The 15,006-nt window shown below is 48.4% G+C and carries 14 protein-coding genes; 12 read left to right on the top strand and 2 right to left on the bottom strand.

From position 1 onward, the window contains the following. Positions 1–7: 7 nt before the first annotated feature. From ABMV07_RS07530 to nusB, 3 genes are all read left to right on the top strand, one after another. Complete coding sequence (locus ABMV07_RS07530) at positions 8–1,099, top strand: aminopeptidase P family protein (protein WP_088266904.1); 1,092 nt, start codon at positions 8–10, stop codon at positions 1,097–1,099. Positions 1,100–1,200: 101 nt separating this feature from the next. Continuing rightward, a complete protein-coding gene (gene efp / locus ABMV07_RS07525) occupies positions 1,201–1,764 on the top strand; it encodes an elongation factor P (RefSeq protein ID WP_088266905.1) in 564 nt (187 codons plus the stop codon). 17 nt (positions 1,765–1,781) lie between these two features. After that, a complete protein-coding gene (nusB, locus tag ABMV07_RS07520; protein WP_088266967.1) occupies positions 1,782–2,381 on the top strand; it encodes a transcription antitermination factor NusB in 600 nt (199 codons plus the stop codon). Positions 2,382–2,439: 58 nt separating this feature from the next. Here the strand turns inward: nusB and ABMV07_RS07515 are convergent, their stop codons facing one another. Beyond that, a complete protein-coding gene (locus tag ABMV07_RS07515) occupies positions 2,440–2,853 on the bottom strand; it encodes a hypothetical protein (RefSeq protein ID WP_088266906.1) in 414 nt (137 codons plus the stop codon). A 432-nt stretch (positions 2,854–3,285) separates the two neighbouring features. Further along, on the bottom strand, positions 3,286–4,647 hold the full coding sequence (locus ABMV07_RS07510; protein ID WP_374064487.1) for a TIGR01777 family oxidoreductase: 1,362 nt from the start codon (positions 4,645–4,647) through the stop codon (positions 3,286–3,288). A gap of 263 nt (positions 4,648–4,910) precedes the next feature. Between ABMV07_RS07510 and pyrR the strand changes: the two genes are divergently transcribed. The 9 genes from pyrR to rpoZ all read left to right on the top strand — a co-directional run bounded on the left by pyrR (position 4,911) and on the right by rpoZ (position 14,914). Then, positions 4,911–5,483 carry a bifunctional pyr operon transcriptional regulator/uracil phosphoribosyltransferase PyrR gene (pyrR, locus tag ABMV07_RS07505; RefSeq protein WP_088266908.1) on the top strand — a complete coding sequence of 191 codons (573 nt, stop codon included), beginning with the start codon at positions 4,911–4,913 and terminating at the stop codon, positions 5,481–5,483. Beyond that, positions 5,483–6,424, top strand: coding sequence for an aspartate carbamoyltransferase catalytic subunit (locus ABMV07_RS07500; RefSeq protein WP_374064486.1), 942 nt, complete (start codon positions 5,483–5,485; stop codon positions 6,422–6,424). Before pyrR ends, ABMV07_RS07500 begins: the two co-directional genes overlap by 1 nt. A gap of 23 nt (positions 6,425–6,447) precedes the next feature. Next, a complete protein-coding gene (locus ABMV07_RS07495; RefSeq protein ID WP_088266910.1) occupies positions 6,448–7,794 on the top strand; it encodes a dihydroorotase in 1,347 nt (448 codons plus the stop codon). A 154-nt stretch (positions 7,795–7,948) separates the two neighbouring features. Then, the gene (carA, locus tag ABMV07_RS07490) at positions 7,949–9,088 is read left to right on the top strand and encodes a glutamine-hydrolyzing carbamoyl-phosphate synthase small subunit (protein ID WP_374064485.1); all 1,140 of its coding nucleotides are present in this window, start codon (positions 7,949–7,951) and stop codon (positions 9,086–9,088) included. A 21-nt stretch (positions 9,089–9,109) separates the two neighbouring features. After that, positions 9,110–12,466, top strand: a complete 3,357-nt coding sequence (gene carB / locus ABMV07_RS07485; protein ID WP_088266912.1) for a carbamoyl-phosphate synthase large subunit — start codon at positions 9,110–9,112, stop codon at positions 12,464–12,466. Further along, a complete protein-coding gene (pyrF, locus tag ABMV07_RS07480) occupies positions 12,463–13,311 on the top strand; it encodes an orotidine-5'-phosphate decarboxylase (RefSeq protein ID WP_088266913.1) in 849 nt (282 codons plus the stop codon). Before carB ends, pyrF begins: the two co-directional genes overlap by 4 nt. A 348-nt stretch (positions 13,312–13,659) precedes the next feature. Continuing rightward, positions 13,660–13,983, top strand: a complete 324-nt coding sequence (mihF, locus tag ABMV07_RS07475) for an integration host factor, actinobacterial type (RefSeq protein WP_003851636.1) — start codon at positions 13,660–13,662, stop codon at positions 13,981–13,983. Between the two features lie 3 nt (positions 13,984–13,986). After that, positions 13,987–14,562 carry a guanylate kinase gene (gmk, locus tag ABMV07_RS07470; RefSeq protein WP_196977600.1) on the top strand — a complete coding sequence of 192 codons (576 nt, stop codon included), beginning with the start codon at positions 13,987–13,989 and terminating at the stop codon, positions 14,560–14,562. Between the two features lie 73 nt (positions 14,563–14,635). Continuing rightward, positions 14,636–14,914 carry a DNA-directed RNA polymerase subunit omega gene (gene rpoZ / locus ABMV07_RS07465; RefSeq protein WP_088266915.1) on the top strand — a complete coding sequence of 93 codons (279 nt, stop codon included), beginning with the start codon at positions 14,636–14,638 and terminating at the stop codon, positions 14,912–14,914. Positions 14,915–15,006 lie beyond the last annotated feature (92 nt).

The raw sequence follows: 15,006 nt of genomic DNA, 5'->3' as shown, positions 1-15,006 counted from the left end.
TATGACTATGCCATTGGCTGACACTCGTTTTTTACAGCGCCGACGTGCTCTTTCCTCACAGCTTGCAGCAAAGCGTATCGACGCTATGTTAGTGACGCATTTGACGCATATTCGCTATTTATCGGGATTTACCGGTTCAAATGCAGCACTAATCATCAATAAGGATCTGTCGGCGCGCATTTCAACAGACGGCCGATACACCACACAGATTGCTGAGCAAGTACCGGATATTGAATCTTTAATGGCTCGCAATTGTGCTCCAGCTCTTCTATCGGAAATTAATGGTCCGAAGCGGATCGGAATTGAGGCGGACTATCTATCAGTTTCTCAATGCGAAGAATTGCGTAAATCAGCAGGCTCCGATGTGGAGTTGATTCCAGTAACTGGAGCCATCGAAAAGCTTCGGCTAATAAAAGACGCATTGGAAATTGAGTCTCTTCGATCTGTAGCAAAAATTGCAAATACCGCTTTTCAGGAACTTATCGATGATGGCTTGATTGCTGCAGGGCGAGCTGAACGTGCGATAGCCGCCGATTTGGAGTATCGGATGCGCATTAAAGGTGCAGAGCGGCCGAGTTTTGACACCATCGTGGCATCGGGTCCAAATTCGGCAAAACCACACCATGGCGCCGGTGATCGGGTGATATGTGAAGGGGACATTGTCACTATAGATTTTGGTGCATATGCTGATGGTTATAACTCAGATACGACTCGAACCGTGATCGTTGGGCAACCAACTGCATTTGCTCGAGAAATCTACTCGATAGTTTTAGAAGCTCAGCGTGCGGGGTGTGCTGCTGCTGTGCCAGGTACTTCATTGGTAGACGTCGATAAGGCGTGTCGCGAAGTCATCGAGAATGCTGGATACGGTGAATACTTTGTCCACTCAACTGGTCACGGTCTGGGTTTGGACGTTCACGAACAGCCTGCAGCGGCTGTGACTGGAAACGGAGTTTTGGAAGAAAACATGACTCTCACTATCGAGCCTGGAATTTATGTTCCAGGTAAAGGCGGGGTAAGAATCGAAGATTCACTCGTCATTCGTAGCGGATCGGCTGAAAACCTCACCAGTCTTTCCAAGGATCTTTTGATACTCTAAAGTGTCGAAGCGATATTGATAGTTTTGCTAAAGCTTTAGTGTAGTATTGATTGACTACCGACAGCATCAAATCTTTTCATCGAAAGAAAGAAGTATTCAGCGTGGCAACTACTGCCGATTTTAAGAACGGTCTTGTCCTCAAGATTGACAACAAGCTCCAGCAGATTATTGAGTTCCAGCACGTCAAGCCGGGTAAAGGTCCTGCGTTCGTGCGCACCAAGCTGAAGGATGTTGTCTCTGGAAAGGTCACGGATAAAACCTTTAACGCTGGTGTCAAGGTAGAGACGGCAACCGTTGATCGCCGTGATATGACTTACCTGTACAATGATGGTTCCTCCTACGTTGTCATGGATGAAAAGACCTTCGAACAGGCTGAGTTGGCTTCTCACATCTTCGGTGACGCTGCTCGTTTCCTTCTAGAGAACACCACTGTTCAGGTATCTTTCCACGAGGGTGAGCCTTTGTTTGCTGAACTGCCAATCTCTCTCGATCTTCGCATCGAGCACACCGATCCAGGTCTTCAGGGCGATCGTTCTACTGGTGGTACGAAGCCAGCAACTCTTGAGACTGGTGCAGAGATTCAGGTTCCGCTGTTCATTGAAACTGGAAATGTGGTTAAGGTGGATACCCGTGACGGCTCCTACCTATCTCGCGTAAACAACTAATTGTGAGCGGTAACAAAGTGAACCCTGAAGATGAAAATACCTCTCAGCCCAAAAAACAGGCTGAAGAATTGAAGTCTCAAGAGACTAGGTCTTCTTGGAAACGTCGTGGTAGCCGGTACAAAGCGCGTCGACGTGCGGTGGATATTCTTTTCGAAGCAGAAATGCGGGATATCGACCCGGTTGCTATTGTTGAAGACCGAGTTGGGCTTTCGCGACTAAACGGAACAGACGTGAATCAAGTTCCTAGCTACACTAAGGAAATTGTTTCTGGTGCAGCTCTGGAACTGGATCGGATTGATGAACTGATCGCAGCTCATTTGGCCGAAGATTGGTCGTTGGAGCGGATCATGACTGTTGATCGCGCAATCCTTCGCGTCAGTGTCTGGGAATTGATCTTCAACCCTGATGTTCCTTTGGCTACCGCAATTATCGAAGGCGTGGAACTAGCGAGTGAATATTCAACGGATGTATCACCAGCATACGTTCACGCGCTTCTCGACAGTATCGCTAAGAATATTGACGAATATCGTGCCGGTTCGATGACGCTTGTAGAAGAAAACGAATCTGAAATGGATGATTCTCCGGTTGAAGAATCAATTCAAGAAGACCTACAGTAGGTAGTCTTTCTCGAAAAATCTGGTGGTCGCACAAGAAGGCGCGACCACCAGATTTTTTTTATATCGCTGTTGCCTTAGCCCAACTGTTTTGCAAATCAAGAACCTCATTAACACTGTTAGACAAGCAAGTATGTAGTTGAGAATCAGTGAGCCCAGCAGCGCTGCAGATATCCGCTTCTGCACGCATTATTTGGACGGTTGAATTATCGACTACAAAAATATCACCGCGTACTGTGCGATTATTTACTTCATTAGCGGCAAGATAAATTTGTGGATCATTTTTTATTTCCGATAGAGAACGATCGGCGCGGACTACCAGTACGCTTGGCAATCCAATGAGCTGGAAATTAAATCCATTAATATTGGCAAAACCAACTGACGGTCCAGTAGGCGTGACATGCAAGGTGATTCCAAACGACTTCATCTCTTTAACCACTCGTTCAATTGAAATCGCTGTAGGTACGTCAAGCATTGTTGCTCCCAAGTCACTCGGTGCGGGAATTGTGAATCAAAATGGTTCCAGACGCCCACAAAGGAATCGATAGTTGACACGATAAGGCATCCAATTGGTTGAAACTTGCCCAGCACTTGTATCGAAAGATCGTTGCGTTGTTGTATGAAGGAGATTGTCCCTTTCTTCATGGAAACTGACACAAGGCAACAGTGTAGTTTTATTCCACTCATTGCACACGGCGAGTAGCTGTGCAGCTTCATCTAAAGCTAATGTTGCCCGCTATGCACTACCCATGTACACCAAATGATCTATTTTTGAATGGTGATTGATTGATAAAACCAGTAGTAATGCATTGATCTGCACGGACAAATTTTAGATTTTCGTCCGTAAGAATCTCTTCGATAGTGGAGATATTACAAGTCGGTGTGATAGTAAGTTTGTTCGTTTCTATTAAAAATCGAGAAGGTTTTCGCCGCCGAGTTCGTGCGCTAGGCAACTACGAATATCGACATAGCGGAAGTGGTGGTTCAAATTGTTCAAAACACGAGGCTGGACACGTTGATCCGCTAAGGCTAATTCTTGGGCGCCTTGTTGTCCAAGCAGAATTGCGGGACCTAAAGATGGAATCGTCATTTTTGCCGGCCTCTTGAGTTCTTTCGCGAGTGCATCGACAAATTCTTGATTTTTGACAGGATTAGGGGCCACTGCATTGATAGCTCCTGAAAGCTTTGGATCAAGCACGGCACGAATGTAAATATCGCAGAGATCGTCAATAGCTATCCATGACATCCAAGGATTGCTGCCGCGAAATGGTCCACCAAGTCCTACAGAAAACACAGCCTTAAGAACTGGAAGCATTCCACCGCGACCGCTCATTACAACACCCGTCCGAATGTTGACGATACGTTTATTGGAGGTCGCGTCAGCACGACTGGCTTTTTCCCAGTCATTGCACACACCGGCTAAGAAGTCGTCACCTTGAGTGGACTCCTCATGAAGAACTTCGTCTCCGCGCGCATGCCCGTAGTATCCGATTGCAGAAGCTGACACCATAGTGTGACAGGTACTGTCTTTTTGAACCAATTGGGATAAAGACCGAGTAGGTTCAATTCGAGAGTCTCGAATGTCGACTTTGTGTGAATCGTTGAACCGTCCCAAGATGGGCTCACCAGCAAGATGAATTAAGGCATCGAGTCCCTCAAGTAAATTTGAAGCTGGATGAGCAGGATTCCAATGGCGTTGATGCGGTTTAGCTTCGCCGCGTACAAGTTGAATGACAGTATGACCAAGTGTAGTTAACTGTGCGGTGAGTGCTCGCCCGACGAGTCCGCGAGAACCGGTAAGTCCGATCGTTAAGGGCTTGGACTCACTGGAATTACTTCTCGTCAATTCGTTGAACCGTTGCTGTGCCTGAATATCATTGATGAGTTGATGCTGACGATACGCAAAAGCTGGAGATAGCGTTGTGTGTGGTGCTCGTGTATGCACTGTATCAGTGACAAGTGTGCCGTGGGGATGATCACTGAAATCATGTATGTGGCGCCATGATGCCAAAGATTTTACTGGGGCATTTATACATACATCCGTAAAACGATGATGCTGTATGTACCCGCTGAGATCATGACGAGCCTCCCATCGTAAACCAGCAGGTAATGCAAAAACTGTTGTTCCTTTTGCTAGTGAGGTTGCTTGTTCAATGGGGCGTAGTGGCAAAAAAGGAGGGGTAAGCCTAAATACAGCTCCAGATCGGGTATGCCATTTCCATACCTCTTGACGTGGTGCTGGGACGACATGGCTTGTGTGAAGACTCATGAATGCCTTTCTCGCCGATAGGTTATCTGTTTGAGGATACAGCAAAATTGTTGGGGAATAACAGGTCTGTCAGAGCATAGTAGTTATGCTTCATGCGCATTCGGGGGAGGCACCGGCCAAGACCATGTTAAAAAGCTGTTGTGGTGTTATCGTTTTTCTAGCCTTAGTTGGTCTTAGTGCTTGCTTCGGCGCAGACAATTCTGCAAAATCATGAAACGGCATCCTTTAACAGACCGCACAGAGAGGCGGGAAAGGAGGTCACGATGAGTGAAAACAATGGCGACAATATCGAACTTCTTTCGGAAAACGATGTTGCTCGTACTATTGCACGCATCGCGCACCAAATTATTGAAAAAACTGCGCTCGACGCACCAGGTACAAAGCCTGTATTGCTGCTCGGTATTCCTTCTGGTGGAGTTCCTATTGCGTCTGAACTTGCGCAGAAAATCAAAGAATTTACCGGAGTGGATGTTCCGGTCGGTTCACTAGATGTCACCTTGTACCGTGATGATCTGAGAAAAAGTCCCCATCGTGCGCTACAGCCGACCAATCTTCCGCTAGATGGAATAAATGGGCGTCATATTATTTTGGTCGATGATGTGCTTTATTCCGGCCGTACAATCCGTGCCGCTCTAGATGCTCTTCGCGATATTGGTCGGCCAGATATCATTCAGCTCGCTGTATTGGTGGATAGAGGTCATCGACAGTTACCTATCCGTGCAGATTACGTTGGCAAGAATTTGCCTACTTCTCGTGGCGAAGATGTTCAAGTCTTTATCAAAGAAATCGACGACCGAACAGCCGTTGTCTTAACTCGTGGCACGGAGGAAGCATAGTGAAACATTTATTATCTATTGCTGACCTCAGCAAAGATGACATTATTGGTTTGATGGACGAAGCGGATCGTTTCCGGGAAGCACTTCTAGGACGTGATATCAAAAAGCTTCCTACGCTTCGCGGTCGAACAATTTTTACTCTTTTTTACGAAAATTCGACGCGTACTCGTTCATCATTTGAAACAGCAGGAAAATGGATGAGCGCTGATGTTATTAACATCTCTGCTAGTTCATCTTCGGTAAAAAAGGGCGAATCCTTAAAAGACACTGGTCTGACGCTATCTGCGATTGGTGCAGACGCCATTGTTATGCGCCATTACTCATCAGGGGCGGCTGAACAGTTGGCCCGTTGGGTTGCTCCAGGTGGGGTCGGACCGAGTGTTATTAATGCTGGTGACGGTGCACATCAACATCCTACTCAAGCATTATTGGATGCTGTTACGATTCGTCAACGCTTAGGTGATATCGATGGTCGTAAGATCGTCATTGTTGGCGACTGTCTGCATTCGCGAGTGGTACGTTCCAACGTAGATCTTCTCACCACGTTGGGGGCCGAGGTAGTCCTTGTCGGTCCACCAACGCTATTACCTGCTGGTATTGATACTTGGCCAGCTGGTTATTCCTATGAGATGGACTCCGAAATCTATGACGCGGATGTCGTCATGATGCTCCGAGTCCAGCAGGAACGGATGCATGGTGGATTCTTTCCGACACATCGTGAATACGCCACCCTCTATGGGCTTTCGGCAGAACGCGAACGAAAGCTCCAAGACCATACGATCGTGATGCATCCAGGCCCAATGTTGAGAGGCATGGAAATCAACTTCGGAGTGGCCGATGCTCCTCGTACCGCTGTATTACAGCAGGTTAGTAATGGGGTACACACCCGAATGGCCGTTTTGTTCACTCTTATCGCTGGCCGAGACGCAGCGGCATTTTAAAAACTCAAGGAAGAGCAGCAACTATGAGTACTCAAAATTATCCAGCAACTGGCCGACTCGCCGAGCCGGAACATGGCACTCTGCTAGTCAAAAACGTGAAGATCTACGGAGAGGGAGAGCCTGTCAATGTCTTGATCACTGATGGCGTGATTAGTGACACTCACGCTGGTGATGTAAAAGCAGATCGTGGAATCGACGGCCAAGGCGGAGTTTTGCTTCCTGGCCTTGTAGATATTCACGTTCATCTTCGGGAACCAGGCCGCGAGGATACTGAAACAATTGCGACTGGTTCAGCTGCCGCTGCGAAGGGCGGTTTCACGGCTGTATTCACAATGGCAAACACAATGCCTGTAATGGATCAACCGATTATCGCAGAGTCAGTGTGGCATAAAGGTCAAGATATCGGGCTTTGCGACGTTCACCCTGTCGGATCGATAACAAAGGGTCTTGAGGGCAAAGAAATCACCGAATTTGGCATGATGGCACATTCTCAGGCCAAGGTTCGTATGTTTTCCGATGACGGAAAGTGCGTCGATAATCCACTGATCATGCGTCGAGCAGTTGAGTATGCACGAGGTATGGATGTGCTGCTAGCACAACATTGCGAGGATCCTCGATTGACTGACGGGGCAGTCGCTCACGAAGGCGCAATGGCAGCCAAACTCGGTTTGGGCGGTTGGCCACGCGTTGCAGAAGAGTCGATCGTGGCACGAGATGCAATCTTAGCCCGCGATTATGGCGGACGTATGCACATCTGTCATGCTTCAACACAAGGAACTGTTGAACTTGTTAAATGGGCGAAAGAACATGAAATTCCACTGACAGCCGAAGTTACCCCGCACCATTTGTTGCTAACTGATGAACGACTCGCCACATATGACGGTGTAAATCGTGTGAATCCGCCACTTCGTGAAAACTCCGATACTCTCGCATTACGTGACGCATTGCTCAACGGAACGATTGACTGCGTAGCAACTGACCATGCACCGCACGGGTCCGAAGATAAATGTTGCGAATTTGAACATGCGAAACCAGGTATGTTGGGCTTGGAGACTTCCTTAGCAGTGGTTGCAGCAGTCTTCGTGGAAACTGGACTCGCAGATTGGCGTTTTGTAGCCAAAGTTATGAGTGAACGTCCTGCAGAAATCGTAAAACTTCCTGGCCATGGCCGGCCAATCGCAGTCGGGGAGCCAGCGAATTTAACGATCGTGGATCCAAGCGCCAAGTGGACTGCTTCGGGTGAAAAGATGGCTTCCAAAGTAACAAACACGCCATATGAGGGCATGGAATTTAATGCGCGGGTAACGACCACGATTTTGCGTGGTCGTCTGACCTGTGTCAATGGTGAACCAACTCAAGCACGAGCGTAATGAACAAACGGGTGTAAAAGCGCTAAGTTTGATAAAAGTGGGTAACTTATCCACCAGCTGGCTTCATCGCCTGAGCACCTCAAAACGTACAAAGTGAAACGCGGATATTGCGTTGATATCCGTGTACCCAAAAACAAAAGTGAAAGGCGACAGAGTGACATCCCAAGATCGAAATGAAGCCGTACTTGTGTTGGCAGATGGCCGCATATTTAAAGGAGAGTCTTTCGGCGCGGAAGGAACAACTCTAGGTGAAGCAGTTTTTACTACGGCAATGAGTGGTTATCAAGAGACCATGACAGATCCGTCCTATCACCGTCAGATTGTGGTAGCTACGGCTCCGCAGATCGGTAACACCGGTTGGAATGATGAAGACGGTGAATCCCATGGTGACAAGATTTGGGTTGCTGGTCTTGTGATTCGGGATGTGTCTACGGCTGTATCTAACTGGCGCGCAAAACGCAGCTTGGAAGATGAAATGCGCGAACAGAACATTGTCGGAATTTCTGGTGTGGATACTCGTGCAATAGTCCGGCATTTACGTAATTTCGGTTCAGTCGCTGCAGGTATTTTCTCAGGAGAGGCGGCGAAGAAGCCTCATGATGAGCTCATTGAGATAGTAAAATCACAGCCTTCAATGGCAGGAGCAGACTTAGCTAGCGAGGTATCTACCCAAGATGCTTATGTCGTAGAACCAGACGGTGAAGCACTTTATACTGTTGTTGCTTATGACATGGGCATTAAGACGAACACTCTTCGTAATTTCTCCCGTCGTGGAATTAGAACGGTGGTCGTTCCAGCAAATACTCCTGCAGTGGACATCGCTCAATATAATCCCGACGGAATTTTTGTATCCAATGGGCCTGGCGATCCAGCTACTGCTGATGTGATGGTAGGGATCGTGCAAGAAATTCTGGCACAGAAAATTCCATTTTTCGGAATTTGCTTTGGCAACCAGATTCTTGGTCGTGCACTAGGAATGAACACCTACAAAATGAAATTTGGCCACCGTGGTATCAACGTTCCTGTTTTGAATCATCTCACTGGGAAAATTGATATTACAGCGCAAAACCATGGATTTGCACTGGAAGGCACAGCGCTTGAGCAATTTGACACACCGTTCGGCCCTGCCCATGTAACGCATACTTGCCTTAACGACGACACTGTGGAAGGTGTAGCGCTGGTGAATGGTTTGGCTTACTCAGTGCAGTATCACCCTGAAGCGGCAGCGGGTCCGCATGATGCAAATCCTTTGTTTGACCAGTTTGTCGAGCTTATTCAAGCAAATAAGAAATAATCACCAGGAAGGTAGAAAATAATGCCAAAGCGTAATGACATCAAACACGTCCTGGTTATCGGTTCCGGTCCAATCGTTATCGGACAAGCGTGTGAGTTTGACTATTCCGGAACACAAGCGTGCCGAGTTCTTAAAGAAGAAGGATTTCGTGTCACTTTGATCAACTCGAATCCGGCGACAATCATGACGGATCCAGAGTTTGCCGATCATACATATGTTGAGCCGATTGAGCCGGAATATATTGAAAAGATTTTTGAAAAAGAGATCGCTGAGGGACACCCCGTTGATGCTGTCTTGGCAACACTTGGTGGGCAAACGGCATTGAATGCTGCTATCAAATTAGATCGTCGCGGATCTCTCGAAAAATACAACGTAGAACTCATCGGTGCAGACATCGACGCCATTGAGCGCGGCGAGGACCGCCAGAAATTCAAAGATATCGTTGCGAAAATTGGCGGCGAATCAGCGCGTTCCCGTGTATGCCACAATATGCAAGAGGTATATGACACCGTTGAAGAGCTCGGCCTTCCGGTAGTTGTACGCCCTTCCTTCACTATGGGCGGTTTGGGGTCCGGACTTGCCTTCAATCAAGAGGATCTCGAACGAATTGCCGGCGGCGGACTCGCAGCGTCACCTGAGGCAAACGTGCTTATTGAAGAATCAATTCTTGGCTGGAAAGAATATGAGCTTGAGCTCATGCGTGATGGTGCTGATAACGTTGTGGTTATTTGTTCCATTGAAAATGTTGATGCACTAGGTGTACACACAGGTGATTCTGTTACTGTCGCTCCTGCTTTGACTCTGACTGATCGTGAATACCAAAAGATGCGTAATCAAGGCATCGCGATTATTCGTGAAGTAGGGGTCGACACCGGTGGATGTAACATCCAATTCGCGGTAAATCCACGTGATGGTCGTTTGATCACCATTGAGATGAATCCTCGTGTATCACGATCGTCAGCTCTTGCATCGAAAGCAACGGGATTCCCCATCGCTAAGATTGCTGCCAAGTTGGCTATCGGATACACGCTGGATGAAATTACTAATGACATCACCGGTGCTACGCCAGCGGCTTTCGAGCCAACGCTCGATTACGTAGTAGTCAAGTCTCCGCGCTTTGCGTTTGAGAAGTTCACAGGATCCGACGACACCTTGACTACAACGATGAAGTCCGTTGGTGAGGCAATGGCTCTTGGTCGTAATTACATCGCGGCATTGGGTAAAGTCATGCGTTCGCTAGAAAACAAGCAAGCTGGCTTCTGGACAACAAGTGATGAATTCTTTGCTGGGGATCGCGCTAAGAATCTCGACGCAGTGTTAGAAGATCTGAAACGCCCGACAGAAGGGCGGATGTATGACGTGGAGCTGGCTCTTCGCCTTGGAGGCTCAATTGAAGAAGTACATCAAGCTTCTGGGCTTGATCCATGGTTCTTGGCGGAGCTTCAGTCATTAGTAGATTTCCGAGAATCCTTGATGAAGGCACCGGTGCTGGATGAGCCGTTGCTTCGAAAAGCTAAGTTCTTCGGATTATCTGATCGTCAAATTGCAGCCCTTCGTCCTGAATTTGCAGGAGAAGACGGTGTTCGTCGCTTGCGATGGTCATTGGGAGTACGGCCAGTATTTAAGACTGTAGATACGTGCGCTGCAGAATTTGAAGCTACGACTCCATACCATTATTCAGCATATGAACTCGATCCAGCTGCTGAATCGGAAGTACGTCCTCAAACTGAAAAAGACAAGATCATCATTTTGGGATCAGGTCCGAACCGAATTGGCCAGGGTATTGAGTTTGACTACTCATGTGTTCATGCTGCGCTTGAACTTTCACGTGTGGGGTATGAGACAGTTATGGTTAACTGCAACCCAGAAACCGTGTCGACAGATTATGACACCGCCGACCGTCTGTATTTCGAGCCACTGACATTTGAAGATGTTATGGAGGTCTACCACGCCGAATCAGAATCTGGACATGTTGCCGGTGTGATCGTTCAGCTTGGCGGGCAAACTCCACTTGGATTAGCCGAAAAGCTTCGTGATGCGGGTGTCTCGGTCATTGGTACTACTCCAGAGGCTATTGATCTAGCTGAAGATCGAGGAGAATTCGGTGAAGTATTGCGTAAAGCGCAGTTGCCAGCTCCAGCTTTCGGTACTGCCACATCATTTGAGGAAGCTAAAACTGTTGCCAATAACATTGGTTACCCAGTATTAGTTCGTCCATCTTATGTCTTGGGCGGCCGTGGCATGGAAATCGTATACGACGAAAATTCCTTGCACTCGTACATCGAGCGAGCTACCGAGATCACGAGCGATCACCCGGTGCTCGTGGATCGCTTCTTAGATAATGCGATTGAAATTGACGTTGATGCGCTTTGTGATGGCGAAAATGTCTACCTTGCTGGTGTTATGGAACACATTGAGGAAGCTGGTATTCACTCCGGTGACTCTGCTTGTGCACTGCCACCTATGACGCTTGGTGCCGAAGATATCGAAAATGTCCGTCGCTCAACAGAAGCGCTGGCACATGGTATCGGCGTTAAAGGATTGATGAATGTTCAATATGCCTTGAAGGATGACATTCTTTATGTGATTGAGGCCAACCCTCGCGCATCTCGTACAGTGCCTTTTGTCTCCAAAGCTACGGGTGTCCACTTAGCAAAAGCAGCAGCGCGAATCATGACTGGGGCAACGATTCCTGAGCTTCAAGCGGAAGGAATGATCCCAACCGGTTACGATGGTGGTTCTTTGCCAGAGAATTCGCCGATTGCGGTGAAGGAAGCAGTACTTCCGTTCAATCGATTCCGTCGTCCTGATGGCACAATGTTGGATACTTTGCTAAGCCCTGAGATGAAATCAACGGGCGAAGTCATGGGGCTGGCTGATAATTTTGGTGCTGCCTATGCTAAGGCAGAACAGGCGGCTTTTGGTGCACTTCCAACTGAAGGCACTGTCTTCGTATCAGTAGCAAACCGCGATAAGCGTACTTTGATTTTCCCAATTCAGCGCCTAGCTTCACTTGGATTCCGAGTACTGGCAACATCAGGCACAGCCGGAATGCTACGTCGCAACGGTATTGAATGCGAAGTTGTATTGAAGCAGACCCAAGTGCAGGAAGCACGACAAAACGGTACTGAGGGTCAGCGTTCCGTAGTGGATATGATTAAAGCCGGCGAAGTGGATCTCATTCTTAATACACCTGCAGGGTCTTCAGGAGCGCGTCACGACGGTTACCAGATTCGCGCAGCGGCGGTCAACGTTGGTGTTCCTCTGGTTACTACCGTGCAAGGTGTGACTGCAGCAGTACAGGGAATCGAAGCCCTCAGGGCTGGTGAACTTAGCGTTCGAGCGCTGCAAGAGCTAGATCATTCGGTGACTCGATGATCCAGGAGCAAAAAAATCTAGTCACATTCGGCGATCGGTTGGTAGAGGCTGGTCGCCGGCTGGGCCGGCTGTGCGTCGGAATTGATCCTCACTTCAGTTTGCTCAAGCAATGGGGATGTGACGATGGAATAGTAGGATTGCAGCGGTTTACCGAAATTTGTGTCGAAGCATTTTCTGGAAACGTTGCGCTGGTGAAACCTCAAGTAGCTTTTTATGAGGCGTGGGGTGCTGCTGGCTACCAAATTCTTGAATCGGCGATTTCAGAGTTGCGACAATCGGGAACGCTTGTTTTGTCAGATGCAAAACGCGGGGATATCGGCTCTACCATGGCTGGATATGCCCAAGCTTGGTTGGCGGAAGAATCCTCGTTGAGTTCTGATGCAGTGACTGTCTCACCATTTCTCGGTTACGGTTCGCTTTCACCTGTACTTGAGGTAGCTGCATCTACTCATAAAGGTGTTTTTGTTCTGGCAGCCACCTCTAATCCAGAGGCTCGATCTTTGCAGGATCGGATTGGGGAAGATGGGCTGAGCATTTCGCAACTGATGGTGGATTCGGTTGCGCTTTCAAATCGAGAGCATCAAGAAAACAACCACTACGGAAATGTAGGTGTTGTGATTGGAGCAACGTTGTCGCATCCACCGCATCTAGAACGGCTCAATGGGCCGATCTTGTTGCCAGGTGTTGGCGCACAAGGTGCAACACCTGCCGATGTTGCTCGATTGACGCAGGGAGTTCAGGAGCTAGCGTTTGCCAATGTCTCGCGTGAAATTCTCAAAGCAGGACCTTCTACATCTGCGTTATCCGCAGCATTTAATAAATTCGTAGAGGAATTTACTAATTAAATAATCCCAGCTCAGCGGCCTTGTTGCTAACCGCAGGTAGGAATGTTCCGACCTGCGGTTTTTCAACGGCTTAGGGCGATTACCTGTTGGTATACGAACTGGTGCTAGACTGATTCGGACATCAACGCGATTTCAAAATGTCGTGTGAATTATTTTCGAATTTTTCGGCAATGTTTTGAAGTCCTACTCATCCGAAGCGGCATAACTCAGAAGTGGTGTAGTTGTATTTCTGATCGTTGTGACCATGGGTGTCCTGCCCACTGTGGTGGAGAAATGTGTATCGTTGATTCTCGGCAATATGCCGATGCTTAAAGTGAACCAAAATAAACTTCGAATCGGAGGAACCCCGTGGCCCTTCCCAAGTTGACCGACGAGCAGCGCAAAGAAGCACTTGCAAAGGCTGCTGAGGCCCGCAAGGCACGTGCAGAGCTGAAAGAGCAGCTTAAACGCAGTGACATTACCCTCAAGGAGGTGCTCGACAAGGCCTCTTCGGATGAGATCATCGGTAAGACTAAGGTTTCCGCACTCTTGGAGTCCTTGCCAAAGGTAGGCAAAGTGAAAGCCAAGGAAATCATGGAGGAACTTGAAATTGCTCAGACCCGTCGTCTGCGCGGTTTGGGTGATCGTCAGCGTCGTGCTCTGCTCGAGCGTTTCGGATACTCGGAGGACTAATTCATGAGTGGCGATAACCCAGTAGGCCGTCTGGTGGTACTCGCAGGGCCTTCTGCCGTGGGTAAAACCACGGTGGTTCATCGCCTCCGCGAAGAAATTGAAGACCTCTACTTCAGCGTATCTATGACCACGCGTGCTCCTCGACCCGGAGAGCGCGATGGCGTGGACTACTTTTTTGTGTCGCCTGAAGAGTTTCAATCCAAGATTGATGCGGGGGAGATGCTGGAATGGGCTGATATTCACGGTGGTCTTCAACGTTCGGGAACTCCTGCGGAACCTGTTGAATCTGCACTTCTGGCAGGTCGACCTGTTCTCGTTGAGGTGGATTTGGTCGGTGCACGAAACGTGGCATCGCTAAAACCTGAATCTGAGACTGTATTTTTGGCCCCGCCATCGTGGGAAGTTTTAGTGGAACGTCTGACAGGACGTGGTACTGAACCCGAGGACGTAATTACTCGTCGACTGGGAACAGCGAAGAATGAACTTGCTGCTCAGCATGAGTTCAAACACGTTGTTGTCAATGAGGACGTGGAAAAAGCTGTGTCGGACATCAAGGAAATCCTTGTCGGCCGTCGTTAAAGCTAGCGCCTGCTACATTTTTGTGTAGCTGTTGAATCCGAGAACTATCAAGCTGTGAAGAAGAGGTGCCTCCGTGAGCAACGTGGCAGAGAACAATGACGGTGTATATGATGCACCAACCGGTATTACCGCCCCACCGATCGACGAGCTGTTGAAGCATGTTTCTTCGAAGTATGCTTTGGTGATTTTTGCTGCAAAGCGTGCCCGTCAGATCAATAGCTACTACCAGCAGGCAGACGAAGGCGTATTTGAATTTGTTGGCCCATTGGTAACTCCTGAGGCTCAGGAAAAGCCGCTTTCAATCGCTATGCGCGAGATTGAAGTTGGTTTGTTGAACCACGAAGAAGGCTAAAGCCTTCGCGGTTTAGGCGGACCATAGTTGAAGCACCCCCTTTGCACTGTGTTTTAAGCGGCAAAGGGGGTTCGTTTTACGCCAAAGTAAGT

Source organism: Corynebacterium belfantii (assembly GCF_041898185.1).
GTDB classification, from domain to species: domain Bacteria; phylum Actinomycetota; class Actinomycetes; order Mycobacteriales; family Mycobacteriaceae; genus Corynebacterium; species Corynebacterium belfantii.
This window is presented reverse-complemented; position numbering and strand designations above follow the sequence as displayed.